General features: G+C 68.4%; 19 protein-coding genes. 10 read left to right on the top strand and 9 right to left on the bottom strand.

Going from position 1 to position 24,318, the window contains the following annotated elements; translation table 11 throughout:
• Positions 1 to 23: 23 nt before the first annotated feature.
• Together KXD96_RS05915 and KXD96_RS05910 are read left to right on the top strand one after the other, a co-directional pair.
• Positions 24 to 1,880, top strand: a complete 1,857-nt coding sequence (locus KXD96_RS05915; RefSeq protein ID WP_260743541.1) for a DUF2207 domain-containing protein — start codon at positions 24 to 26, stop codon at positions 1,878 to 1,880.
• A 33-nt stretch (positions 1,881 to 1,913) separates the two neighbouring features.
• Positions 1,914 to 2,483, top strand: a complete 570-nt coding sequence (locus tag KXD96_RS05910; RefSeq protein ID WP_260743539.1) for a LemA family protein — start codon at positions 1,914 to 1,916, stop codon at positions 2,481 to 2,483.
• A 29-nt stretch (positions 2,484 to 2,512) separates the two neighbouring features.
• Here KXD96_RS05910 and clpB read toward each other — a convergent pair whose 3' ends face one another.
• Positions 2,513 to 5,059 carry an ATP-dependent chaperone ClpB gene (gene clpB / locus KXD96_RS05905; protein ID WP_260743538.1) on the bottom strand — a complete coding sequence of 849 codons (2,547 nt, stop codon included), beginning with the start codon at positions 5,057 to 5,059 and terminating at the stop codon, positions 2,513 to 2,515.
• A 123-nt stretch (positions 5,060 to 5,182) separates the two neighbouring features.
• Here clpB and KXD96_RS05900 point away from each other — a divergent pair, with 123 nt between their 5' ends.
• Positions 5,183 to 5,641, top strand: a complete 459-nt coding sequence (locus KXD96_RS05900) for a DUF3060 domain-containing protein (RefSeq protein WP_260743537.1) — start codon at positions 5,183 to 5,185, stop codon at positions 5,639 to 5,641.
• A 12-nt stretch (positions 5,642 to 5,653) separates the two neighbouring features.
• Here KXD96_RS05900 and KXD96_RS05895 read toward each other — a convergent pair whose 3' ends face one another.
• Positions 5,654 to 6,241, bottom strand: a complete 588-nt coding sequence (locus KXD96_RS05895) for a TetR family transcriptional regulator (protein WP_260743536.1) — start codon at positions 6,239 to 6,241, stop codon at positions 5,654 to 5,656.
• Positions 6,242 to 6,456: 215 nt separating this feature from the next.
• On the opposite strand from KXD96_RS05895, the gene KXD96_RS05890 reads away from it, so the two are divergent.
• The 3 genes from KXD96_RS05890 (at position 6,457) to KXD96_RS05880 (ending at position 11,843) form a co-directional block, all read left to right on the top strand.
• Positions 6,457 to 7,629 (top strand): FAD-binding oxidoreductase, encoded by a 1,173-nt coding sequence (locus KXD96_RS05890; protein ID WP_260743535.1) that lies wholly within the window; start codon positions 6,457 to 6,459, stop codon positions 7,627 to 7,629.
• Positions 7,630 to 7,631: 2 nt separating this feature from the next.
• The gene (locus KXD96_RS05885) at positions 7,632 to 8,522 is read left to right on the top strand and encodes an aldose 1-epimerase (protein ID WP_260743533.1); all 891 of its coding nucleotides are present in this window, start codon (positions 7,632 to 7,634) and stop codon (positions 8,520 to 8,522) included.
• Positions 8,523 to 8,654: 132 nt separating this feature from the next.
• The gene (locus KXD96_RS05880; protein WP_260743531.1) at positions 8,655 to 11,843 is read left to right on the top strand and encodes an adenylate/guanylate cyclase domain-containing protein; all 3,189 of its coding nucleotides are present in this window, start codon (positions 8,655 to 8,657) and stop codon (positions 11,841 to 11,843) included.
• Between the two features lie 13 nt (positions 11,844 to 11,856).
• Here the strand turns inward: KXD96_RS05880 and KXD96_RS05875 are convergent, their stop codons facing one another.
• The 6 genes from KXD96_RS05875 to dnaK form a co-directional block, all read right to left on the bottom strand.
• Complete coding sequence (locus tag KXD96_RS05875; RefSeq protein WP_260743529.1) at positions 11,857 to 12,690, bottom strand: DUF5995 family protein; 834 nt, start codon at positions 12,688 to 12,690, stop codon at positions 11,857 to 11,859.
• A gap of 34 nt (positions 12,691 to 12,724) precedes the next feature.
• Entirely contained in the window at positions 12,725 to 13,900 is a 1,176-nt protein-coding gene (locus KXD96_RS05870; protein ID WP_260743528.1) for an oxygenase MpaB family protein, read from the bottom strand.
• Positions 13,901 to 13,987: 87 nt separating this feature from the next.
• Positions 13,988 to 14,374, bottom strand: a complete 387-nt coding sequence (locus tag KXD96_RS05865) for a heat shock protein transcriptional repressor HspR (RefSeq protein WP_260743526.1) — start codon at positions 14,372 to 14,374, stop codon at positions 13,988 to 13,990.
• Complete coding sequence (dnaJ, locus tag KXD96_RS05860) at positions 14,374 to 15,555, bottom strand: molecular chaperone DnaJ (protein WP_260743525.1); 1,182 nt, start codon at positions 15,553 to 15,555, stop codon at positions 14,374 to 14,376. The genes KXD96_RS05865 and dnaJ overlap by 1 nt, the downstream gene beginning before the upstream one ends.
• Before the next feature lie 53 nt (positions 15,556 to 15,608).
• The gene (gene grpE / locus KXD96_RS05855; RefSeq protein WP_260743524.1) at positions 15,609 to 16,244 is read right to left on the bottom strand and encodes a nucleotide exchange factor GrpE; all 636 of its coding nucleotides are present in this window, start codon (positions 16,242 to 16,244) and stop codon (positions 15,609 to 15,611) included.
• Positions 16,241 to 18,100, bottom strand: coding sequence for a molecular chaperone DnaK (gene dnaK / locus KXD96_RS05850; RefSeq protein ID WP_260743523.1), 1,860 nt, complete (start codon positions 18,098 to 18,100; stop codon positions 16,241 to 16,243). The genes grpE and dnaK overlap by 4 nt, the downstream gene beginning before the upstream one ends.
• A 369-nt stretch (positions 18,101 to 18,469) precedes the next feature.
• Here dnaK and KXD96_RS05845 point away from each other — a divergent pair, with 369 nt between their 5' ends.
• Entirely contained in the window at positions 18,470 to 19,918 is a 1,449-nt protein-coding gene (locus KXD96_RS05845; RefSeq protein WP_260743522.1) for an amino acid permease, read from the top strand.
• Here KXD96_RS05845 and KXD96_RS05840 read toward each other — a convergent pair.
• Positions 19,915 to 20,466 (bottom strand): NTP transferase domain-containing protein, encoded by a 552-nt coding sequence (locus KXD96_RS05840; RefSeq protein ID WP_260743521.1) that lies wholly within the window; start codon positions 20,464 to 20,466, stop codon positions 19,915 to 19,917. The genes KXD96_RS05845 and KXD96_RS05840 overlap by 4 nt on opposite strands.
• Before the next feature lie 64 nt (positions 20,467 to 20,530).
• Here KXD96_RS05840 and KXD96_RS05835 point away from each other — a divergent pair, with 64 nt between their 5' ends.
• From KXD96_RS05835 to KXD96_RS05825, 3 genes are read left to right on the top strand one after another with little or no spacing between them, the layout of a single operon-like run.
• Positions 20,531 to 22,879 carry a xanthine dehydrogenase family protein molybdopterin-binding subunit gene (locus tag KXD96_RS05835; protein WP_260743520.1) on the top strand — a complete coding sequence of 783 codons (2,349 nt, stop codon included), beginning with the start codon at positions 20,531 to 20,533 and terminating at the stop codon, positions 22,877 to 22,879.
• Positions 22,876 to 23,763, top strand: a complete 888-nt coding sequence (locus KXD96_RS05830) for a xanthine dehydrogenase family protein subunit M (RefSeq protein ID WP_260743518.1) — start codon at positions 22,876 to 22,878, stop codon at positions 23,761 to 23,763. Before KXD96_RS05835 ends, KXD96_RS05830 begins: the two co-directional genes overlap by 4 nt.
• Entirely contained in the window at positions 23,756 to 24,241 is a 486-nt protein-coding gene (locus tag KXD96_RS05825) for a (2Fe-2S)-binding protein (protein ID WP_260743516.1), read from the top strand. Before KXD96_RS05830 ends, KXD96_RS05825 begins: the two co-directional genes overlap by 8 nt.
• Positions 24,242 to 24,318 lie beyond the last annotated feature (77 nt).

Genomic DNA, 24,318 nt, shown 5'->3' with positions numbered 1-24,318 from the left:
CGCATCTGGAGGAACCCGTTGCGATGAAGGCGTTTCGCCGCTTGTTCTCGGCTCGCACGACCACCGGGAAGCTGCTGTTGTCGGCGGTGCTGCTCGCCCTGTCATGCCTCGGCTTGTTCTGGCCGCTCGCTCAACAAAGCGCCAGCGCCAGATCCGGGGCGACCGAAGCCCCGGTCGATTGGCAGTCGGAGATCAAGGACTATTCCGCGACCTATCGCGTCGGGGCCGACGGACACGTCGCGGCCACGGAGGTCCTCACCGTGCGGCTGGGCGCCAACCGCCACGGCATCTTCCGGTTTTTCCCCGTCGCCGACCCCACCGACCCCCACGCGCGGATGGTCCCCAGCATCAGCGGCATCACCATGGACGACCGCGCGGTACCGGTCAGCTATGAATGGCGTGACAGCCGCCGCGTCTACGTCGCGCGGATCGGCGACCCCAACGCGACGGTGAGTCCCGGCCTGCACACCTACGCGATCAGCTACACGGTCGACGGCGGGCTGGTGCGGCCGCCGACGGCGCCCGGACATTTCACCAACCGCGCCGGGGCCAACTCGACCACGCCGACCGCGTCGTTCTACTACAACGTGGTCGGTTTCTGGATGATGCGGGTCGATGCCGCGCACGTGAGCATCGACCTGCCCGGTCCGTCCGGGTTGACGCAATGCGCCGCGGACGACACCGGGGCGACACCGTGCGCTATCACGGGCGCCGGCACCGACCACGTCACGGTGACCACCGCGGGTCTGCCGCCGCAGAACCCGGTCACCGTGCGGATAGATCTGCCGGTGCCGCTGCCGCACCGGGCGACGCTGCCGTGGACCGTGCGCTTCGACAAGACGTTCGGTCGATCGCTTCCGGCCGCCGGCCTGATGGCCGCGTTGTCGCTTCTCGCCGCGCTCGGCGGGTATCTGTGGGACCGGCGATCACGCGAGGCGTCGCCCGGGACTCCGGTGCTGTACGTCCCGCCCGACGGGCTTGGACCCGTGCAGACCGCCTACATCGTCACCGAGAACGTCGGCGACCACGCCTTGGTGGCCACGCTGCTGTATATGGCCGAGCGGCGACTGGTGCGCCTCGACCGCACCGGCTCCGCGCGCTGGAGAGTTACCGGCCTTGCCACGCCCGAGCAGTGGGCGGCGGCGGACCCGGTGACCCGGGAGGTCGGTGACGCGCTGGGCGTCACCACCGCCGACGCGAAGTTCAGCCTCACCGGCAGCCAGACCGCCGGTTCGAAGCTGTCGAAAGCGACGGATCGACTGGTCTCCAGTTGCCGATCGTGGGCCCGCACCGAGGGATTTGTGGTGACGGTCGGCGCGGAGTGGGCCGGCCGGTTGCTGGTCATCGTCTGCATGGTGCTGGCCGTGGTCGGGTTCTGGGGAGCCTTCACCTGGACCATGTGGGGTCTGCCGTTCGCGGCGTTCGCGATCGGCGGCATCGGCTTGCTCGCCAGCGGCGTCGGCACCCGCCGGACCCCGTCGGGACGACGGATGTGGTCGCGCGCGGCGGGCTTCCGCCGGCTGTTGGCGACACCTTCGGCCGAGGACCGGTTCGACTACTCCGCCCACCGCGACCTGTTCGTCTCCTACATTCCGTACGCGGTGGCCTTCGGCGTCGCCGAGGCGTGGGCCGCCAAGTACCGGGCCGCAACGGGATCGGAGCCCCCGATCCCGGACTGGTACCCGGCCTCCCGTGACACCAGCCCGGCCGCGCTGTACTCGTCGGCCGGCGGATTCGCCAGCTTCGATTCCGCGGTGTCGGCATCGATCAGCGCCTACAACGCCTCGCAGAGTTCCTCGTCGAGCTCGGGCGGGTCGAGCTTCAGCAGCAGCGGCGGCAGCTGGGGCGGGGGCGGTGGCGGGGGTGGTGGTACGTGGTAAACCTGACCGGCGTGGGCCGAAGGGGGTAGGGATATGGCAATCGGTATCAGTGTGATCATCGTCGTGATCGTGCTGGCCGGGCTGGTGATGCTCGGCATCGTCGCGTTCAACTCGCTGCGCACACTCGACGTGAAAGCCCAGGAGGCGCTCGGCGGCATCGACGTCCAACTGACTCGGCGCGCCGACCTGGTGCCCAACCTGGTCAACACCGTCAAGGGGTACGCGGCGCACGAGAAGTCGATCTTCGAGGACGTCACGGCCGCCCGCGCCGGCGCGGCCCAGGCGGTGGCGTCCGGCACGGTCGAGGAGAAGGCGCAGGCGCAGGGGCGGCTGGACCGGGCGATCGGCAACGTGCTCGCCGTCGCCGAGAACTACCCGGACCTCAAGGCGTCGGCCAACTTCCTGCAACTGCAGGAGCAGCTGGGCGACACCGAGAACCAGTTGGCGTTCGCGCGCCAGTACTACAACGACGCGACGGCCAGTTTGAACCAGCGGGTGGTCACGATCCCCTGGATGTTCTTCGCCGGCTTGGCCGGTGTGCACCAGCGGCCGTTCTACCAGGCGCCCGAGGGTCAGCAGGCGCCGCCGCAGGTGCAGTTCTAGACACCTGCGGCGGCGGCCCAAGGCGAGACTCAGCCGAGGATCAGCGAGTCGCCGTCGGGGCTGACGTTCACCGGCACGGTGTCGCCGTCGTGCACGTCACCGGAGAGCAGCTGCTTGGCCAGCTGGTCGCCGATCGCCTGCTGCACCAGCCGGCGCAACGGCCGCGCACCGTAGACCGGGTCGAAGCCCCGCTGGGCCAGCCACTGCTTGGCCGGCAACGACACCTCGAGGGTGAGGCGACGCTGCGCGAGCCGCTTGTCCAACTGGGCCAGCTGGATGTCGACGATCTGCACCAGCTCGCCGGGCTCGAGGCCGTGGAAGACGATCACGTCGTCGAGCCGGTTGATGAACTCCGGCTTGAACGCCGACCGCACGGCCGCCATCACCTGTTCCTCGCTGCCGCCCGACCCGAGGTTGGACGTCAGGATCAGGATGGCGTTGCGGAAGTCGACGGTGCGTCCGTGCCCGTCCGTGAGCCGGCCCTCGTCGAGCACCTGCAGCAGCACGTCGAACACGTCCGGGTGCGCCTTTTCGACCTCGTCGAACAGGACCACCGTGTACGGCCGCCGCCGCACCGCCTCGGTCAGCTGCCCGCCGGCCTCGTACCCGACGTATCCGGGCGGGGCACCGATCAACCGAGCCACCGAGTGCTTCTCGCCGTACTCGCTCATGTCGATACGGACCATCGCGTGTTCGTCGTCGAACAGGAACTCCGCCAAAGCCTTGGCCAGCTCGGTCTTGCCGACACCGGTCGGCCCGAGGAACATGAACGCGCCCGTTGGCCGGTTGGGGTCGGCCACCCCGGCGCGAGAACGCCGCACCGCGTCGGACACGGCCTGCACGGCCTTCTTCTGCCCGATGACGCGCTTGCCCAGCTCGTCTTCCATCCGGAGCAGCTTGGCGGTCTCACCCTCCAGCAGCCGGCCGGCCGGGATGCCCGTCCATGCGGACACCACGTCGGCGATGTCGTCGGGGCCGACCTCCTCCTTGAGCATCACGTTCTCGCGGGCCTCGGCGTGCGGCAGCGCGGCGTCGAGCTTCTTTTCCACCTCGGGGATGCGGCCGTACCGCAGCTCGGCGGCCTTGGCCAGGTCGCCGTCGCGCTCGGCGCGCTCGGACTCCCCGCGCAACGCCTCCAGCTGCTCCTTGAGCTCGCGGACGATGTCGATCGCGCTCTTCTCGTTCTGCCACCTGGTGGTCAGCTCGGCCAGCTTCTCCTTCTGGTCGGCCAGCTCGGAGCGCAGCTTCTCCAGCCGCTCCTTGGACGCCTCGTCCTCCTCCTTGGCCAGCGCCATCTCCTCGATCTCGAGGCGGCGCACCAGGCGCTCGACCTCGTCGATCTCGACGGGCCGCGAGTCGATCTCCATCTTGAGCCGGCTGGCGGCCTCGTCGACCAGGTCGATGGCCTTGTCCGGCAGGAAGCGGGCGGTGATGTAGCGGTCGGACAGCGTGGCCGCGGCGACCAGCGCGGAGTCGGTGATGCGCACACCGTGGTGCACCTCGTAGCGGTCCTTCAGCCCGCGCAGGATGCCGACGGTGTCCTCCACCGACGGCTCACCCACGAACACCTGCTGGAAGCGCCGCTCCAGGGCGGCGTCCTTCTCGATGTACTTGCGGTACTCGTCGAGCGTGGTGGCCCCGACCAGCCGCAGCTCGCCACGGGCCAGCATCGGCTTGATCATGTTGCCGGCATCCATCGCGCCCTCGCCGGTCGCGCCGGCGCCGACGATGGTGTGCAGCTCGTCGATGAACGTGATGATCTGACCGGCGGAGTTCTTGATGTCGTCCAGGACGGCCTTCAGCCGCTCCTCGAACTCGCCGCGGTACTTGGCGCCGGCCACCATCGAGCCGAGGTCCAGGCTGATGACGGTCTTGTCGCGCAGGCTCTCCGGCACGTCGCCGGCGACGATGCGCTGGGCCAGGCCCTCCACGATCGCGGTCTTTCCGACGCCGGGCTCACCGATCAGCACCGGGTTGTTCTTGGTGCGACGGGACAGCACCTGCACGACGCGGCGGATCTCGTTGTCGCGCCCGATGACCGGGTCGAGCTTGCCTTCCCGCGCACGGGCGGTCAGGTCGGTCGAGTACTTCTCCAGGGCCTGGTAGGTGGCCTCCGGCTCGGGGCTGGTGACGCGGGCGCTGCCGCGCACCTTGACGAAGCCGTCGCGCAGGGCCTGCGGCGACGCGCCGTGGCCGGTCAGCAGCTTCGCGACGTCCGAATCGCCGGTGGCCAGACCGACCAGCAGGTGCTCGGTCGAGACGTACTCGTCGTCCATCTCGGTGGCCAGTTGCTGGGCGGTGGTGATGGCGGCCAGCGATTCGCGCGACAGCTGGGGCTGCGCGCTGGCGCCGCTGGCCTGCGGCAGCTGGTCGAGCAGGCGCTGCGCCTCGGTGCGGATGGTCGCGGGCTGTACGCCGACAGCCTCCAGCAGCGGTCCCGCGATCCCATCGGCCTGCGTCAGCAGGGCCATCAGCAGGTGCGCGGGGCGGATCTCGGGGTTACCGGCGGCCGAGGCCGCCTGGAGCGCCGAGGTCAGCGCCGCTTGCGTCTTGGTTGTCGGGTTGAAAGAGTCCACGACGCCTCCGTTCGGTTAGTACCAAAAATGCTTGTCGGCTTGTTCAACGCAGTCAAGGTTGAGTGTGTTCCGCTCAACCCTAACGGGTTTTGGGCGATCCGGCGTCCGGGGTACCCCGAAGCGATGACGCAGATGGAGCAGCACCCGGACCGGGCCGACGACGTCGCCGCCGACACCACCCCCGCCGCGACACCGCGCCGGTTTCCCGCCGCCTTCTGGCCTGCCATCGTGGCCGGCGTGCTGGCCCTGGCGGGCCTGGGCGCGGCCGGATTCCGCACCGATTCCGCCGAAGGCGGGCCGTCGGCGGCCGTCCCGGAGTCAGGCACGTTGCAGGTCAACGGGACCGGCACGACGAAGACCGTGCGCTGCCACGGCGGCTACCTGTCGGTCAGCGGCAAGACGAACACGGTCACGGTCACCGGCCACTGCACCAGCGTCAGCGTCTCCGGTCACGGCAACCGCGTCGCGGTCGACAGCACCGACGCGGTGAGCACGTCGGGGACCAGCAACGCGGTCACCTACCACTGGGGCTCGCCGAACGTCGCCAACACCGGAACGGCCAACACCGTCCGGCAGGGCTGAGCCGTCGGGCGCTCAGGCGCGATATCCCGCCGGCAGGCCGAGTTCGGCCGCGTCCGCGGTCAGATAGCGCTGCACGCTGGGCCCGATCAGCCCGACCACCTCGTCGGTGCTCAGGTCGGCCAGCGGGCCCACCCGCATCACGTAGCGGAACAACGCGGTGCCGACCAGGTTGGTACCGGCCAGGTTGGCCCGCAGCAGAGTGTCGGGCCCGTCGCCCAGCACGCGGGAGATGGCCGCCATCACGTAACCACGCATGAACTCGCGGAAGGCCTCGCGCGCGTCGGGATTCAGCATCGCCGAGTGCAGCATGGCGACCATGGTCGGGCCGGTCTCCGGCTCGTCCCAGATGCGCAGGTAGGCCCGCACCAACCGGAAGCCGATGTCCCGGAGGGGGCCGTCGGTCATCGCGGCGGCGAGCACGTCGCCATCCAGGACCAGCCGCATCGACTCACGGAATAGCTCGGCCTTGGAACCGAACAGGTACAGCACCATCGAGGCGTCCACGTGGGCGTCCCCGGCGATATGACGCAGCGTCGTCTTCTCGTAGCCCTGGGCGGCGAACCGCTGCTTGGCCGCGCGGAGCACCACGTCCTTCGACACCGGCTCGCCCTGGCGGCGGCCCCTACGCTTTTGCGCGCCTCCGGCACCGGGGGCTTTTTGCGCGCCTTCGGCACCGGACGCTTTTTGCGCGCCTCCGGCACCGGGGGCTTTCTGCGCAGCGGGTGCAGAAGCAGCAGGTCGCGGCATACCAGTACGGTATCATTTCATTAATTGTTGAAAATATGCCGGAGCGCGCCAGCCTAGAATCGGGCCCCGTGGGGCTCGAGGACACCGGTGCGTTGCGGGTGCTGCGCGACGCCTTCGCGTTGGACGAGTCCGGCCCCGGCGACGAGCTCGTCCGCCGGTTCTACATCCATTGGTTCGGCCTCGACGTCTCGGTGCGCGACCTGTTCCCGCCCGAGATGAGCGGGCAGCGGGCCGCCTTCGCCCACGCCCTGCACTGGGTGTACGGCGAACTCGTCGCCCAACGCGCCCAGGAACCGGTGGCCTTTCTGGCCCAGCTCGGCCGGGACCACCGCAAATATGGGGTGTTGCCGCAGCATTACGACACGTTGCGTCGCGCGTTGTTCTCGACGCTGCGGACGCACCTCGGCGAGGCCTGGACTGGCGCCGTCGCAGACGCGGCCCAACAGTCGCTCAACCTGATCACCGGGGTGATGCGGGGCGCCGCGGACGCCGACGTCGGGCCCGCCTGGTGGGACGGCACCGTGATCGAGCACACCCGGGTGTCCCGCGATCTTGCGGTGATCCGGCTGCAGCTCGACCGCCCGATGGACTATCACGCCGGCCAGTACGTCAACGTCCAAGTCCCGCAATGCCCGCGCCGCTGGCGCTATCTGTCCCCCGCCATTCCGGCGGACCCCGGCGGCGGCATCGAGTTCCACGTCCGGGTGGTCCCCGGCGGCCTGGTCAGCACCGCCATCGTCAACGAGACCCGGCCCGGGGACCGGTGGCGGCTGTCCAGCCCGCACGGCGGCCTGCGGGTCGACCGCGACGGCGGGGACGTGCTGATGGTCGCCGGCAGCACCGGCCTGGCGCCCCTGCGGGCGCTGATCATGGACCTCAGCCGGTACGCGGTGAACCCGCGGGTGCACCTGTTCTTCGGTGCCCGCTACCGCTGCGAGCTCTACGACCTGCCGACCCTGTGGCAGGTGGCATCCCACAATCCGTGGCTGTCGGTCTCGCCGGTCTCGGACTACAGCGCCGACCCGGCGTGGGCCGCCGATTATCCCGACGTCACGCCGCCGCGCGGCCTGCACGTGCGCCAAACCGGCCGGCTCCCCGACGTGGTGACGAAGTACGGCGGGTGGGGCGATCGGCAGATCCTGATCTGCGGCGGACCGGTGATGGTGCGGGCCACCAAGGCCGCGCTGATCGCGAAAGGCGCCCCGCCCGAACACATTCAGCACGACCCACTGTGGAGGTAAGCATGCGCGTCGTCACCCTGCGCGACCCGGTGTCGCCGGTGGCCGCGGAGTTCGTGCCCGAGGCGGGCATGGTCGGCACCTCGCTGAGCGACGCAGGCGTGGAGCTGCTCGGGCAGCGGCGCGGGCTGGACGCGTACGTGACGGCGGGCAAGACGATGGGGATCCCGATCCTGTATCCCTGGGCAAATCGATTGGGCGAGAACACCTATACCGCCGAGGGCGTGACGGCGACGCTGACGCCGGGTGAAAACCGTGTCCGCGCCGACCCCAACGGGTTGCCGATCCACGGTGTGCTGGCGGGCTATCCGGGCTGGCGGGTGACCGCCGAAACGGGCAACGAGCTGACCGCCGAATTGGATTTCGCCGCCGACCCGCAGCTGCTGGCCGGCTTTCCCTACCCGCATGTGCTGACGGTGGCGGTGCGGCTGGCCGAGCGGACGCTGACGGTGCGCACCGCGGTGACCGCCACCGGCGCTCGCGCGGTCCCGCTGTGCTTCGGCTTCCACCCCTATCTGCGCCTGCCGGACGTGGCCCGCGGCGAGTGGGTCATCCACACACCGCCGCTGCGGAATCTGCTGCTCGACGACCGAGGGCTGCCGACCGGTGCCTGTGAACCCGCGCCGGCACGCGAAGAGGCGTTGGGCGACAAGGCTTTCGACGACGCCTACGACCGGGTGCCCGACGGCGCGGTGTTCGCGGTGTCCGGCGGCGGGCGCCGATTGGAAGTGCGCTTCGAGCGGGGTTATCCGGCGACGCAGATCTTCGCGCCGCTCGCCGAGGACGTGGTGTGCTTCGAGCCGATGACCGCACCGACCGACGCCCTGCGCCGCGGCGGCTACCGATGCGCGCGGCCGGGCGAGCCGGCGCTGGCCCAGTTTGCCATTCGCGTCTAGCCCAGGCTGGCATCCCTTCGTCGAAGGGGATTGTCCGGACCAACGCATGTCCAGCGCCAGTCTTATTTGACAGGTGCTGAAATAGACGCGTTCGACGCGTACTCTTAGCACATCCTTGGCAGGAGGATGCAGGTGAAGCCTGGCGAGAGCGGTGCAACGATCGACGAATTGCTGGACCGTGCGGTGTGGGCCATCAACGCGGGCGACCGTGCGACCGCCACCACGTTGGCGGGGCAGGTGCTATCGGTCGACCGCGGCAATCCAGAAGCCGAGGATTTGCTGGCCGCGACGCCCGAGTACGGCGAAATTCGCCGGATGACGATACTTTTTGCCGACCTGGTCGACTCGACTGCGTTGTCCACGCGGCTGGAGCCGGAGAGCTACCACACCTTGGTAGGCCGCTACCGGAACGAGGTGCGCCGCGTCGTCGATCGCTATGAGGGCCACATCAGCTCGATCAAGGGCGACGGCCTGCTGGCCGTGTGGGGACATCCCAAAGCGCATGAGAACGACGTCCGGCGCGCCGTCGCGGCGGGGCTGGACATCACCCGCGCCGTCGCGAAGCTCAGCACCCAGGCCGAACGCAAGTTCGGTGAGTCGATCAGCGTCCGGGTGGGCATTCACCGCGGGCTGATCTATCTCGACACCTACCAGGACGACGTCTACGGCTTCGCCGCCAACCTGGCGACCCGTCTTTGTGGTTTGGCCGCGCCGGGCACGGTGGCGGTGTCGGACGCGGTCGCGCCTCTGGTCGGTGACTCATTCGAACTCGAAGCGCGCCCACCGGCATCGGTGAAGGGCGTCGAATGCCTGACCGCGCATCACAGGGTGCTCGGTGAGCGGCACGAAGCGCCGCGACTGCGGTCGCCCGCGTTGATCGGGCGTGACCGCGAGCGTGCGTGGCTGCGGGATAGCTGGGAGCGGGCGTGCGACGGGACGTTGACCAGCCCCGGCATTGTGTTCCGCGGCGAGCCGGGAATCGGCAAGACCCGGCTGGCCACCGAGGCGGCCGAAATGGTCAGCGCTGCAGGCGCCCCCGTGGTCTGGCTGTTCGGCTCGCCGCTGCATAGCGACACCGGCCTGCATCCGGTGCGCCGGCTCGTGGAGCGTCGATGCGGCATCACGCGGCTGACCGATGCCGCGGAGCGGCTACGCCTACTCCAAGCCGAAGTACGAGCCAGCGGTCTGGATCCCGCGCTCGCGGTGCCGTTGCTCTCCCCCGTCATCGGCGTCGGACCCGAGCACGGGTACCAGCCGGCGGCCGCAGAAGGCCGAGCACTTTATGAGTCGATCGGCGCGACCGTTCTGCAGTACGTGCGGGCCTGCGTGGGCGATCAAGCCGGACTCGTCATCGCCGAGGATGTGCAGTGGTTCGACCAGTCCACTGTGGAGCTAGTCAACTCGTTGCTCACCGGCGCTGACGGCCGGCTGCTGGTGGTCTTGACCGGACGCGATGGCGACTGGCTGCAAACCGGTTGGCCGGTACAGCTTTTCGAGCTTTCACCGCTGACCGATGAGCAGTCCGACGCGCTGATCACCGCGCTGGACCCGGCGGTTCCCAAGGACCAGCGGACCGAGGTGCTCAACCGATGCGATGGGGTGCCGTTCTACATCGAACACCTCGTGGGTGAACTCGACGGCACCGGAGCGTATTCCGGGGTGCCCGAGGCGTTGTACGAGCCGCTGTTCGCCCGACTGCATCACTCCCGTCCCGAGGTGGTGCCCGTGGTGGAAGCGGCCGCCGTCATCGGGCGCGCAGGCGACCTCCCGCTGCTTCGCGCCGTGGTAGGACACGACCCCAAGGGCGTCGACGACGTCGTCACCGAACTGGTGCACGCGCGTGTGCTCGAGCGACGCGGGACCAATGGCTGGCGATTCCGGCATGAGCTGTTCCGTGAGGTGGCCGCTGAGTTGGCTCCGCCCTCCCTGGGCCGTGACTTGCACGCGCGAGCCGCCCGCGCACTGGTCGACGTGGCGGACTCGGCCGAACCGGATTGGCGAGTGGTCGCAAGCCATTTCGCGCAGGCGCACCACTACGAGGAAGCCGTCGATGCCTACCACATGGCTTCGGCCAACGCCCGACGGCGCGGCGCTCTACAAGAAGCGGTCGTTTGCCTCACGGACGCCCTCTTCCAGCTCACCAACTGCGCGGCGAGACCGGAACGGGACCGAAAAGAAATGGCCATCCGGATGGAACGCGGATTCCTGACGGGTGCGACCCAGGGCAGCATGAGCGGTGAGGGCCCCGCAGACTTCCAACGATGCCTGGCCTTGGCGAGTACCGGCAACTACGAAGACGAATTGCTTACCACGCTGACCGGGCTGATCGGTTACTACGTGCCGCGGGCCGAACTGCGCCGGGCGCATGAGCTGATCGATTCACTGTCCGCCCGAATCACCATGAATCGCCCATGGAGTCTTCCGGCAATCGCCTCGGTATTGGGTTCCGTCGTCTGGCTGGAAGGTGATTTCGCGGCCGCCCGGACACATCTGCTCCGGGCCCTGGCCGATGGTTCCCGCGCAGATCCGAATGTGCTGGACACCGCCTGGTGGGTGAACGTCGACCCGATCTCGTTGGCGCACATGTACATGGCGCTGACGCACACGGTGTGCGGAGACCTCGACCGCGCCCACGCGGAGTTGACTGATTCGTTCCGGCGCTGCGATGGCCTTGCATTTCCGCGGAACGTCTACAACAGGGCGAACACCTACTACATGGAAATCTGGGTGCGGTTGGAGAGCGGCCAAATCGACGAGGCCGCGACCATTGTCGCGGAGCTGCTCAAGCTCAGCGAGCAATCGGGACTCGACCTGTGGCAGTGGGTCGGCAGAACCGAACACGCCACCGTCAATGCGTTGGCGGCGCTGGAAGCTGACGCCGACCCCGCCACGCTGGCCGCCCGAGCGGAGAAAGTAACGCGATGGGTGGACGGATCCCGGCGCATGCACCTCAAGATGTTCCTGACGTTTCACGATGCGATCATTGGCCGCCTTCTGATAGCCGCGGGTGCGGGGCAGCGGGCGCGGGAGCGGTTGGAGATGGCTCTGCAGCATGCTGAAGAGACCGGAATGCACTTCTACGACGGCGAGCTAATGCGCGTACGCGCACTGACGTTCACCGAGCCGCGGGAACGTCACAACGCCCTGACGGATGCGCTCGGGTTCGCCCGGCAACAAGGTGCGACGCTCTTCGAGTTGCGTTGCATGCTCGATCTTTTCGACATCGACGGTGATCGGTCCGCGCTGGCCGAGGTTGTCCGCCGCTTCCCCGGCGACGCTCGGTGGCCGGAATTCGCGCGGGCACAGTGCATCCTTTCGTAACCCTGTGGCCGGATCAGCGGTAACCCTTCCGCGGCTTGTGCGGAGAGTTCGACACGTCTTCGAGCGCGCTGAGGTTACTGACCACATCTCGGCTTTCATGCTTGGCAATGACGCGAAGGAGCGCGGGGAACGGAGAGAACCGCGCGGGCGGCGTCAGATACCAGGAACCGAGTGCGGCCGTCCAGGCCTCCTGATGCACTGTCCGCTCCGCAGCGCTCGATGAGTGCGTCGCCAGGTAATAGGCGAAGTCCCAAGCTCCCTTGCGCAGCTTCTTCAGCGAACGCTCAATGACGCCGATCTCGCCCGGTATCAGCCAGCGGGTCCAGCGCAACTCCGGAGAAAGCGTATCGAGGACCTTCAGCACGCCCGGCAGCTGCTTGTACAAGATTTTGTTGACGCGGTTGTAATCCTCTTCGAGGCTGTCCATCGACTGGGCCGCGACCGCGTGGACGGCCAGCCCCAGATCGAATGTGATGTGCGCATTCATCCCTGCCATCATGTGCTGCAGGATGATCGCCTGACCGTCGTGGTCGCCGACGAACGTGACCTTCCACGGCAGGGCCGAACCGTCACCTTTGGCCGGGTGAAAGTACGCATTCAACGCGTTGAAATACCTTGTGGCGAAAGCGATGTCGAGCCTTTCCATGCGCGGCCCGTCGTCGAAGACGTTATCGCTCACCGCATCCCGAATCGCCAGGGTGGTCCTCTTGTAGAGAACGGCGAAGTAGCCGATGTGGCTCTCGGTCTTGGTGGCCCAGTCAACGATCTGATCGATGTTGCGCAAGACATCTTCGATCGTATTGGGCCGACCGAGTAGACCCAATGGGGGCGGCGTAGGAGCGGTCATGGAGGACCTTCCTTATCATCGAAATGGCGAGATTTCACGCCGAAAGCTCCCATTTGGTGGCCAGGTGATCGGGTATGTCGAACTGCGCTCGCACCCCGCCACGCTGAAATGTGAAGAGCCCCTGCATCAATTCGCGCCCGAATGGACGGACCAGGCCCGAGACCAGTCGGTAACGCGGAGAATTGCGCAAGGTCCGGCCGAAGATGCGCACCCAGAACCAGTTGCCGACGCGAGTGAGCCGCCCGAGGTCGTCGGTAAGGCTCGACGGCGGCACACCCAGCATGTCGGCGATCTCGTCTCCGGCCAGGTGACGGATCAACGGCGGAATCGATTTGTCGAACGCGTGCCCGGGCGTCAGCTCGTCGAGCAGCTCCATGAGCGCGGCGGCCATTGCCCGCCCTTCCGGCGACGCCCTGAACTGCCGACGCCGGATCGTCTCGACCAGGGCGGTGGCATCGTCGATGCCTTCCACCAGCATGTCGTCATCGACGCCGAGCAGGTGGGCGATGACGTTCCACAGATGCAGGTAGGCCTCTTTGTCGTCGGTGGACACGTCGACACCCAACTGGCGCATCGGCCCGACAGGCACATAGGAGAACGAGAGCATCGTGCCGGCGAGGTCTTCCTGGTTGATCGGTATGCCCCAGTTGGGATCCCAGAAGCCGGGGCGCTGCCCATTGCGGGCCTCGATCATCTTGCGCACGGCGGCGTGCATCAGGCGGACGTGCTCGATGGTGCGAAAGCCCTTGCCCTGTGGCTCGAAGCTGTCGACGGCGAGCACGTTCATCAAGAACTGGCCGGTCTCTATCACCCGCCTGCGCGCATTGGTTTCGAGCTGGGCGGTCCGACTGAGCACCTTCACGCCCTTGGCCGCCGCGTACGCCGTGGGCAACGATGCGCAGAACAGACACAGTGAGATCTGCAGGCCCCATTCTTCGAACAACTGCTGCCCGCGCTTGATCTTGTCGGGGTCGGCCCAGTGCGGCAGCGCCGGGGGAGCCGCGGCCAGATACTTCTGTATCTCGACTGGCAAACCCGCCGGCACCGGCTGGTCATTGCTCACCAGGGTGCGCATGAGATCGTTGACCGCCTGGACGTTGGCGTGCTTGAACAGTTCGTCGACCGCCGCGTCGGCCAGCGGATCCCCCTGTTGCCGCTTGCCATTGAGCAGCTCGTCCGACCATCGGGAGCCGCCGTGTGCGCCCGCCATCCAGGCAGCATGTCAGATCACTAGCGGTTTTTGCTAGGGCATATGGCCAGTTAATTCAGATCGAACCCGGAGCACGGCAGCGTGTGATCAGCCGCGCGTTCGGCGCGGCTGCCACACCACCACGGCGGTGCTCTTGGGCACCACCGCCAGGTCGCGGCGCTGCCCGGCGCGCACCTGCGCCAGCTCCTCGGTGAGCTCCTGCACCCGCGACTGCAACGCCTCGACCTGGTTGGTCAGCTCGATGATGCGCTTGATCCCGGCGAGGTTGACCCCTTCGTCCTGGGACAGCCGCTGCACCTCGCGCAGCAGGTCGACGTCGCGCTCCGAATAGCGCCGTCCCCCACCGGAAGTGCGGCGCGGGGTGACCAGCCCAAGGCGATCGTAGGTGCGCAGGGTCTGGGCGTGCATGCCGGCCAACTCGGCGGCCACCGAGATCAGGAAGGTCCGGGAGTCCTCCCGTGCATTCTTCGCCATCAGCGGTTACCCGCCCATCCCGCGCGCGGGTCGAACCCACTGGCTCGCTCCGCGGCCGCGTACGCCTGCAGCGCGTCGGCCGCGGCGCCCTCCACGTTCGGCGGCACGGCGACCTTGACGGTGACCAGCAGGTCCCCGTTGCCGCCGCTGCGCTTGGGGACGCCGCGCCCGCGCACCCGCAGGATGCGGCCGTCGGAGGTGCCCTTGGGCACCCGGACGCCGACCTTGCCGTCCAGTGTGGGCACCGAAATCGTTGAGCCCAAAGCTAATTCGGCGAAGCTGACCGGAACGGTCACGGTGAGGTCGTCGCCGTCGCGGCCAAACACCTTGTGCGGCCGCACATGCACCGTCACGTACAGGTCACCCGACGGCGCCCCGCGCAGCCCGGCCTCGCCCTGCCCGGGCAGCCGGATGCGCTGCCCGTCCTCGACGCCCGGCGGGATCCGCACGTTGATGGTGCGGGTCCGGGTGGTGACCCCGGTGCCCTTGCACTCGTCGCAGGGGTGCTCGATGATCGAGCCGCTGCCCCGGCAATCGGTGCAGGGCTCGGAGAACCCGAACGCGCCCTGGTTGCGGCTGATAACACCGGAACCGTTGCAGGCGGGGCACACCTTCGGGCTGGTGCCCGGCCGCGCGCCGCTGCCATGGCAGTTGGTGCACGGCGCCGGGCTGGTCAGCCGCAACGGCATGGCCACGCCCTTGGCGGCCTCGACGAAATCCAGCTGCGTCTCGGTCTCCAGGTCGTTGCCGCGTCGCGGCCGGCTGGGACGGGCGCCGGCGCCGCGCCCGAACAGGCCGCCGAACAGGTCACCGATGTTGGTGCCGCCGGTTCGGCCGGCGGCATCGAACAAGTCGTTGAGGTTGAACTCGGCACCGTCGCCACCGACGTTGAAGCCACCGAAGCCGCCGGTGTCGAACCGGCGGCCGCCGCCGAAACCACCGCCCGCGAACAGGCGGCGGGTTTCGTCGTACTCCTTGCGCTTCGCCGGATCCGACAACACGTTGTGCGCCTCCGACACCGCTTTGAATCGCTCGCCGGCGGCCGGATTGTCGGGGTTGGCGTCCGGATGCAGGTCGCGTGCCAGCTTCCGGTAGGCGCGTTTGATCTCTTCGGGACTGGCGTCAGAGGAGACGCCCAGCTCCTTGTAGAAGTCCTTTTCGACCCATTCTCGCTGGGCCATGTCGCGTCACCCCCTCTCACCTTTCCGTTCTGTTGTTGTGCTGATTGTGTGGTCTATTCACCGGATTCGCCGGGATTATCGTCCGATTCGACCGGCTCGGCCGCCGCGGCACCGTCGTCGGCCACCGTGTCGACGACAGCGACCAGAGCGTGCCGCAGGACCTGGTCGCCCAGTTTGTAACCCTGCCGCATGACGGTGCCGATCACCGGCTTGGAACCGTCGCCGCCGTCACCCTCGTGCTGGACGGCCTCGTGCAGCACCGGGTCGAAGTCCTCGCCTTCCTCGCCGAACGCCGTCAGGCCCAGCCCGGACAGCGCGCTGTCCAGCTTGTCGGCCACCGACTTCAGCGGGCCCGACTCCAGGTCCCCGTGCTTGCGGGCCCGTTCCAGATCGTCGAGCACGCCCAACAACTGGGTGACGACGCCGGCCTTGGCCCGGTCCGCCGCGGCCTGCTGGTCGCGCAGCGCCCGCTTGCGGTAGTTGGCGAAGTCGGCCTGGACCCGTTGCAGATCGGCGGTCAGCTCGACGACCTTGTCAGCTGCGGCGCCGCCCGATGCGGTGATCGCAGGTTCCGGCGCCGCCTCGCCCGGCGTTGGGCCGGGCGAGACGTGCCGTACTTCACCGGTCTTAGGATCGATCCGCCGCTTGTCGGTGACGGTCACCTGCTCATGTGGATTGCCTTCGGTCACTTGGACTCCCGGTCGTCGTCGACCACCTCCGCGTCCACGACGTCATCGGCGGAGCCGGACGGGCCGCCGGGCTCGCCGCCGGCCTGCCCACCCGCGGCTTGGGTCGCCTCGTAGATGGCTTGGCCGAGCGCCTGGGACTCCTGGCCCAGCTTCTCCATCGCCGACTTGATCGCGGAGATGTCGGTGCCGCCCAGGGCCGACTTGGCCTCGGCGATCGCCGCGTCCACCTTGGACAGTGTGTCCTCGGGAACCTTCGAGCCGCCCTCGGCCTCGCGCTGGTCCTTGACGAACTTCTCCGTCTGGTAGACCAGCGATTCGGCCTGGTTGCGGATGTCGGCCTCCTCGCGCCGCTGGCGGTCCTCCTCGGCGTGCGCCTCGGCGTCCTTGATCATCCGGTCGATCTCCTCCTTGGACAGGCCGGAGCCCTCCTGGATCTTGATCGTGTTCTCCTTGCCGGTGCCCTTGTCCTTGGCCGTGACGTGCACGATGCCGTTGGCGTCGATGTCGAAGGTGACCTCGATCTGCGGGACGCCGCGGGGAGCCGGCGGGATGCCGGTCAGCTCGAAGGAGCCGAGCAGCTTGTTGTGCGAAGCGATTTCGCGCTCACCCTGGTAGACCTGGATCTGCACCGACGGCTGGTTGTCGTCGGCCGTGGTGAAGGTCTCCGACCGCTTGGTGGGGATCGTGGTGTTGCGCTCGATGAGCTTGGTCATCACGCCACCCTTGGTCTCGATACCCAGGCTCAGCGGCGTGACGTCAAGCAGCAGAACGTCTTTCACCTCGCCCTTGAGGACACCCGCCTGCAGCGCGGCGCCCACGGCCACCACCTCGTCGGGGTTGACGCCCTTGTTGGGCTCCTTGCCGCCGGTGAGCTCCTTGACCAGTTCGGTCACCGCGGGCATGCGGGTGGAACCACCCACCAGCACCACGTGGTCGATGTCGGCCACCGAGATGCCGGCGTCGGAAATCACCGACTTGAACGGCTGCCGGGTGCGGTCCAGCAGGTCTTGGGTGATCTTCTGGAACTCGGCGCGGGTCAGCTGCTCGTCGAGGAACAGCGGGTTCTTGTCCGCGTCGACGGTGATGTAAGGCAGGTTGATCGAGGTGCTCTGCGAGCTGGAGAGCTCGATCTTGGCCTTCTCGGCGGCTTCACGCAGCCGCTGCATCGCCATCTTGTCCTTGGTCAGGTCGATACCGCTGGTGCCCTTGAACTTGTCGACGAGCCAGTTGACGATCCGGTCGTCCCAGTCGTCACCACCCAGGTGGTTGTCACCGCTGGTGGCGCGGACCTCGACCACGCCCTCGCCGATCTCGAGCAACGAGACGTCGAAGGTGCCGCCACCGAGGTCGAAGACCAGGATGGTCTGTTCCTTGGAGCCCTTGTCCAGGCCGTAGGCCAGCGCCGCGGCGGTGGGCTCGTTGACGATGCGCAGCACGTTCAGGCCGGCGATCTGGCCGGCCTCCTTGGTGGCCTGACGCTGGGCGTCGTTGAAGTACGCCGGCACAGTGATGACCGCGTCGGTGATGTCCTCGCCCAGGTACGCCTCGGCGTCGCGCTTCAGCTTCATCAGCACGCGCGCGCTGATCTCCTGCGCGGTGTATTTCTTGTCGTCGATCTCGATGGACCAGTCGGTGCCCATGTGCCGCTTGACCGAACGGATGGTGCGGTCGACGTTGGTCACCGCCTGGTTCTTGGCGGGCTGACCGACGAGTACTTCGCCGTTGCGCGCGAAAGCGACGATGGACGGGGTCGTCCGGGAGCCCTCGGAGTTGGCGACGACGACGGGGTCACCGCCCTCGAGGACTGCGACGACGGAGTTGGTGGTCCCGAGGTCGATACCGACCGCACGAGCCATAGTGATTCCTCCTGAGTGAGTTGAGCTTCTTTTGTGCCACTATGCTGAGTGAACCCGGCTCAAGACTGCTCTTGGTGGCACCGCGGTGTCAAGCCAGTATTGAGCCTGGTTCGCTCAAGTTGTCGATCATGCTAACGGTGGGGCTCGCGGTCTTGTTCCCGGGGGCCGCCGACGAGTGTGCGGCGAGGGCTTTGGCCGTGCGTACAGGGCGGAAATCCCGGCCAAATGGCGCCCTGAGCGCACGCCGTACGCCTTGGCGCACACTGAGCCGATCGTGAAGCCCCGACGGGCAGCGGAGCCAGTCAGCAAGCGTGCCGGCGCCTCGATCGGCTAACCTGGGCTTCCCTGGACCACCCCGGCAGGAGCTCGATGGCACAGCAAGACAGCGCCGCCGCGCGGCTCGCCCGCGAAGACTCGGGCTATCACAAGGGCCTCAACAACCGCCAGATACAGATGATCGGGCTCGGCGGCGCCATCGGAACCGGCCTGTTCCTCGGGGCCGGAGGACGGCTCGCGTCGGCCGGACCGGGGTTGTTCCTGGTGTACGGGATCTGCGGCATCTTCGTCTTCCTGATCCTGCGCGCCCTCGGCGAGCTCGTGCTGTACCGCCCCTCGTCGGGGTCCTTCGTGTCCTATGCCCGTGAATTCTTCGGCGAGAAGGCCGCTTTCGCTGCGGGCTGGTTGTACTTCCTCAACTGGGCGATGACCGGGATCGTGGATACCACCGCGATCGCGCACTACTGCCACTACTGGACGACGTTGCGCACGGTCCCGCAGTGGACGCTGGCGTTGATCGCGTTGGTCGCCGTCCTGGCGATGAACCTGATCTCGGTCAGGCTGTTCGGCGAGCTGGAATTCTGGGCCTCGTTGATCAAGGTGCTCGCGCTGGTGACGTTCCTCGCCGTCGGCACGGTCTTTCTGGTCGGGCGCTTCAAGGTCGACGGTCAGGACCCCGGTGTGGCGCTGTGGGACAGCCATGGGGGACTGCTGCCGGCGGGCTTGCTGCCCCTGGTGCTCGTCACCTCGGGCGTGGTCTTCGCCTACGCCGCGGTCGAGCTGGTCGGCATCGCGGCCGGGGAGACCGCGAATCCGCACAAGGTCATGCCGCGCGTGATCAACTCCGTGGTGTTCCGCATCGCCATCTTCTATATCGGGTCGACGGTGCTGCTGGCGCTGCTGCTGCCGCACACCGCCTACCGGGACCACGTGAGCCCGTTCGTCACGTTCTTCTCGAAGGTCGGGTTCGGCGGGGCGGGCAGCGTGATGAACCTCGTGGTTCTCACCGCCGCGCTCTCCAGCCTGAACGCCGGGCTGTACTCCACGGGCCGCATCCTGCGGTCGATGGCGATCAACGGCAGCGGCCCGAAATTCACCGCACCCATGACGAAGAACGGCGTGCCATACGGCGGGATCCTGCTCACCGCCGTTGTCGGCCTCTTGGGCATCGTGCTCAACGCCGTCAAACCGAGCCAGGCATTCGAAATCGTGCTGCACATCGCCGCCGTCGGCGTGGTGGTGGCCTGGGGGACCATCGTGGCGAGCCAGCTGCGGTTCTACCGGCTGTCACGCGCCGGGGCGGTCCAACGGCCGCACTTCCGGATGCCGATGGCGCCCTACAGCGGCTACCTCACGCTGGCATTCCTGGCCGGCGTCCTGGTCCTGATGTTGCTGGACAGGGTCCAGGGCCCTTGGCTGCTCGGCGCGATGGCCTTCGGAATCCCGGCGCTGATCGGCGGTTGGTATCTGGTCCGCCACCGGGTGAGGGCCGCCGCCCAAGACGCCGCGCTGCCGGCCGCCGACCCACCCGTGGCGGCTTAGGGCTCGTCGATGTCCTCGCCGCCGGCGAGGTCGGCGCAGTCGACGATTTCGACGTCGGGCCGGGTGCGCAGGTACGCGCCGGCGCCGCGATCGCCGGAGATGCGCTCGAGGACCTCGGGCCAATGCCGCCGCGCGATCACCACGGGATGCCCCGGACGGTCACCGAACGAGGCGCGCGCCAGGCCGCTGGCCGACGCGATCGCGCGGTCGAGGACCCGCGCCACCACCGCGGGGCCGACATCGGGGGTGTCGACGACGTGCAGCACCGCGTAGTCCCCGTGCAACAGGTCGGCTTGCGTCAGGCCGGCGCGGACCGAGGCGCTCAGCCCGTCTCGCCACCGCGACGCCGTGATCGCGGTCGCCCCGGGCGGGGCGGCGACTTCTGCGGCGCCCAGCACGACGACGACGTCGGCGCACCCCCCGCCGCGCAGGGCGTGGACCGCGATGTCCAGCCAGCCGTCGACCAGCACCTTCGGCTTGCCGTAGCGCCTGCCGGCGCCCGCGGCCAGCAGTACGCCGACGCAGTGGGTCGACTCCGGTAACCCCACTCTCCTATGATGGCATTGCACTTCTCCCAAAGCGATAACTTCGCTGCGCATCGGATGGAGCGTCATGACTCAGGACGTGCAAGGGACCCCTTCGGCCCCTGCCCCCCCGGCGCCCCGGTACGCCGGCACCCGAGTGCAGCGGGTGGAGGACGGCCGGCTGCTGACCGGGCGCGGCTGCTTCGTCGACGACATCTCGCGGCCCGGCATGCTGCACGCCTGCTTCGTGCGCAGCCCGTTCGCGCGGGCGCGCATCAACGGCATCGACGCCTCGGCCGCGCTGGCGCTGCCCGGCGTGCGGGCGGTGTTCACCGCCGCCGACCTCAACCCCGACGTGCACGAGGCCTGGCACGCCGTCGCCGGCAAGGACGTCCCGGACACCCCGCGGCCGCCGCTGGCCGAGGGCGAGGCGAAGTTCGTCGGCGACCCCGTCGCCCTCGTCGTCGCCGAGAGCCGCTACATCGCCGAGGACGCGCTGGAACGCGTCGACGTGGACTACGAGCCGCTGCCCGCGGTCACCGACTTCACCCGGGCGCAGGACTCCGACGTGCTGGTGCACGACGCCTACCCGAACAACGTCGCCGGCGGAATGGGCGGAGCCCCGCCGGACGAAGAGCTGTTCGCCAACGCGCCATGCGTGGTCAAAGAGCATATCTACCAACAGATCTACGCGCCGGTGCCCATCGAGACCCGCGGCCTGGTCGTGGAATGGACCGCCGCCACAGGCGAACTCACGATGTGGGCGTCCACCCAGACCCCGCACGAGCTGCGGGCATTCTGTGCCCGGCTGTTGGGCATTGCGGCGCAACGGGTTCGGGTCATCATGCGCGACACCGGCGGCGGCTTCGGCCAGAAGGTCGTCCCGATGCGCGAAGACATGTGCATCATGCTCGCGGCCCGCAAGGTGCCGGCGGCGCTGAAGTGGATCGAGGACCGGCGCGAGAACCTGATGTCGGCCGGGCAGGCCCGGCACGTCGACGGCTCCGCCCGAATGGCTTTCGACGACGAGGGCAACATCGCGGCGGCCGACATCGACTTCGTCCAGGACATCGGCGCCTACCCCACCCCGTACCCGGTGCTGACGACGGCCGCCATCGGCATGTTCTTCCCCGGGCCCTACCGGGTGCCCAAGGCCAGCTTCAACTACAAGACGGTCTTCTCCAACACCAGCGGCCTGGCCGCCTATCGCGGCCCGTGGCAGTACGAGACGCTGGCCCGCGAGATCCTGCTGGACATCGCCGCACGCAAGATGGACGTCGACCCGGTCGAGCTGCGCCGGCGCAACCTGTTGCGCCGCGACGAGATGCCCTATGTCAACCCCAACGGCATGCCGTACGACCACGTCGCCCCGATCGACACGTTCGAGCAGGCAGTGAAAATCCTTGACCACGAAGGGTTTCGCAAGGAGCAGGCCGAGGCGCTGGCGCAGGGCCGCTACCTGGGCCTCGGGTTCTCGGCCTACATCGAGCCGACCGGCGCGGCGACCGGCCACCTGGCCACCGAAGGCGCCACCATCCGCATGGAGCCGACCGGCAAGATCAACGTGTACGTCAACGGCGGCTCGAGCGGAAACAGCATCGAGACCACGGTCGTCCAGTTGACCGCCGACGCGCTGGGCGCCGACATCGACGACGTGTCCACCATCCAGGGCGACACCGCGGTCACCCCGTACGGGGCCGGGACGCAGGGCAGCCGCAGCGCGCCGATGACCGCCGGGGCCATCACCGAGGCGGGTGCCATCCTGCGGGAGAAGATCGTGGCCCTGGCCGCGCACCACCTCAAGGTCGACGAAGCGCAAGTGGACTTGGCCTATTCGGTGGCCAGCGTGCGCGGTGAGCCGGACAAGTCGGTGCCGTTCGGCGAGCTGGCCTACCTGGCGTACTACTCACCCCAGATGCTGCCGCCGGGGATGTCGGCCAACCTGGAGGCGACCGCGCGATTCAATTCGCCGAACCCCATTCACTGGTCCAACGCGACGCACGCCTGCACCTGCGAGGTGGACGTGGAAACGGGCAAGGTGACGCTGCTGCGCTACATCGTCAGCGAGGACGTCGGGCCGATGATCAACCCGACGATCGTCGAGGGCCAGATCGCCGGCGGAACGGTGCAGGGCATCGGCGGCGCGCTGATGGAGGACATGGTCTACGACGACGACGGCAACCCGCTGGCAACGACTTTCGTCGACTACCTGCTGCCCACGGCCACCGAGGTGCCGCCGATCGAATTCGGCCACGTCGAGATACCGGGGCCGGGGCCCGGCGGATACAAGGGTGCCGGCGAGGGCGGGGCCATCGGCTCGGTGCCCGCGGTGATCAACGCCATCAACGACGCCCTGGCGCCGCTGGGCGTGACGATCACCCGCTTGCCGGCAAGCCCGGCGTCGATCGCCGCGGCGCTGGAAGAGGGGCAACGGTGAAGCCGGCCGCATTCGAGTACCACCGTCCGGACACCGTCGACGACGCCGTGAACCTGCTCGCCGAGCTGGGCGACGACGCGAAGATCCTGGCGGGCGGCCAGAGCCTGGTGCCGATGCTGGCGATGCGGCTGGCCTACTTCGACCATCTCATCGACATCTCCCGGCTGCCCGAGCTGCGCGGCATCGACCACAGGGGCTCGGAGCTGTGGATCGGCGCGGGCACCACCGAGGCCACCGTGGGCGCCGATCCGCAAGTGCGCCAAGCGGTTCCGCTGCTGACCCGGGTGACGCCGTACGTCGGGCATTTCCAGATCCGCAACCGCGGCACCCTCGGCGGGTCGATCGCCCACGCCGACGCCGCCGGCGAATACCCGGCGGTCGCCCTCACCCTGGATGCGGTGATGGAGGTGCAGTCGCCACGCGGACGGCGCGAGATCGCGGCCGCCGACTTCTTCGCCGGCCTCTGGGAGACCACCATGGAATCCGACGAGGTGCTGACCGGGGTGCGGTTCCCCATCTGGGACGGCAGGTGCGGGTTCGGCGTCGAGGAATTCTCGCGCCGGCACGGCGATTTCGCGATCGCCGGCGCCCTGGTCGCCGTCCAGCTGGACGCCGAAGACCGCGTATCGCGCTGCGCGATCGGGTTACTGGGCATGGGGGGCACGGTCCGGCGCGCGACGGCGGCCGAGGTCGCGGCCATCGGCCGGCCGGTCGGCGAGCTGGTGCCCGAACAGATCGGCCAGGCCGCGATGAGTGGGCTCGACGACATTCCCAACGACCTGCAGGGCTCGGCGTCATACCGGCTGAAAATCGGCGCCACCATGGCCACCCGCGCCTGGACACGAGCGACAGCCGAAGCGATGACGAGGACCGGCAATGAGTGAACACCGAATCGAATTGTCCGTCAACGGAACTGCGATCACCGCCGCGGTCGAACCGCGGATGACGCTGGCGGACTTCCTGCGGGACAAGTGCGGGCTGACCGGCACCCATCTGGGCTGCGAGCACGGGGCGTGCGGGGCGTGCACGGTGCTGCTGGACGGCGAGGCCGTGCGCTCGTGCCTGATGTTCGCGGTGCAGGCCGACGGGACCGAGGTGACGACGGTCGAAGGGGTCGCCGCACCGGACGGCACCCTGTCGCCCGTGCAGGCGGCGTTGCGGGAGTGCCACGGGCTGCAATGCGGCTTCTGCACGCCGGGTTTCGTCATGTCGCTGACCGCGCTGCTGCGCGACAACCCCGACCCCAGCGAGCACGAGATCCGCGAGGGCCTGTCCGGCAACTTCTGCCGGTGCACCGGCTACCAGGGCATCGTCGCCGCCGCCCGCCGGGCCGCCGAGGCCCAGTCGGTCACGCAGCGGTAAAGCTTCCCCATCGGGGTCGCATCGTTAGGCGCGCGGTTGCACGGGGTTTCGTCACTTCCCGCGTAATCTGATGTCCC

The organism is Mycobacterium sp. SMC-2, from assembly GCF_025263485.1.
Classification (GTDB): Bacteria; Actinomycetota; Actinomycetes; order Mycobacteriales; family Mycobacteriaceae; genus Mycobacterium.
This window is presented reverse-complemented; position numbering and strand designations above follow the sequence as displayed.

Coding starts and splice junctions, on each gene's coding strand:
- KXD96_RS05915 (WP_260743541.1), top strand. CDS start 24: ATGAAGGCGTTTCGCCGCTTGTTCTCGGCTCGCACGACCACCGGGAAG.
- KXD96_RS05910 (WP_260743539.1), top strand. CDS start 1,914: ATGGCAATCGGTATCAGTGTGATCATCGTCGTGATCGTGCTGGCCGGG.
- KXD96_RS05900 (WP_260743537.1), top strand. CDS start 5,183: ATGACGCAGATGGAGCAGCACCCGGACCGGGCCGACGACGTCGCCGCC.
- KXD96_RS05885 (WP_260743533.1), top strand. CDS start 7,632: ATGCGCGTCGTCACCCTGCGCGACCCGGTGTCGCCGGTGGCCGCGGAG.
- KXD96_RS05875 (WP_260743529.1), bottom strand. CDS start 12,690: ATGACCGCTCCTACGCCGCCCCCATTGGGTCTACTCGGTCGGCCCAAT.
- KXD96_RS05870 (WP_260743528.1), bottom strand. CDS start 13,900: ATGGCGGGCGCACACGGCGGCTCCCGATGGTCGGACGAGCTGCTCAAT.
- KXD96_RS05865 (WP_260743526.1), bottom strand. CDS start 14,374: ATGGCGAAGAATGCACGGGAGGACTCCCGGACCTTCCTGATCTCGGTG.
- dnaJ (WP_260743525.1), bottom strand. CDS start 15,555: ATGGCCCAGCGAGAATGGGTCGAAAAGGACTTCTACAAGGAGCTGGGC.
- dnaK (WP_260743523.1), bottom strand. CDS start 18,100: ATGGCTCGTGCGGTCGGTATCGACCTCGGGACCACCAACTCCGTCGTC.
- KXD96_RS05845 (WP_260743522.1), top strand. CDS start 18,470: ATGGCACAGCAAGACAGCGCCGCCGCGCGGCTCGCCCGCGAAGACTCG.
- KXD96_RS05835 (WP_260743520.1), top strand. CDS start 20,531: ATGACTCAGGACGTGCAAGGGACCCCTTCGGCCCCTGCCCCCCCGGCG.
- KXD96_RS05825 (WP_260743516.1), top strand. CDS start 23,756: ATGAGTGAACACCGAATCGAATTGTCCGTCAACGGAACTGCGATCACC.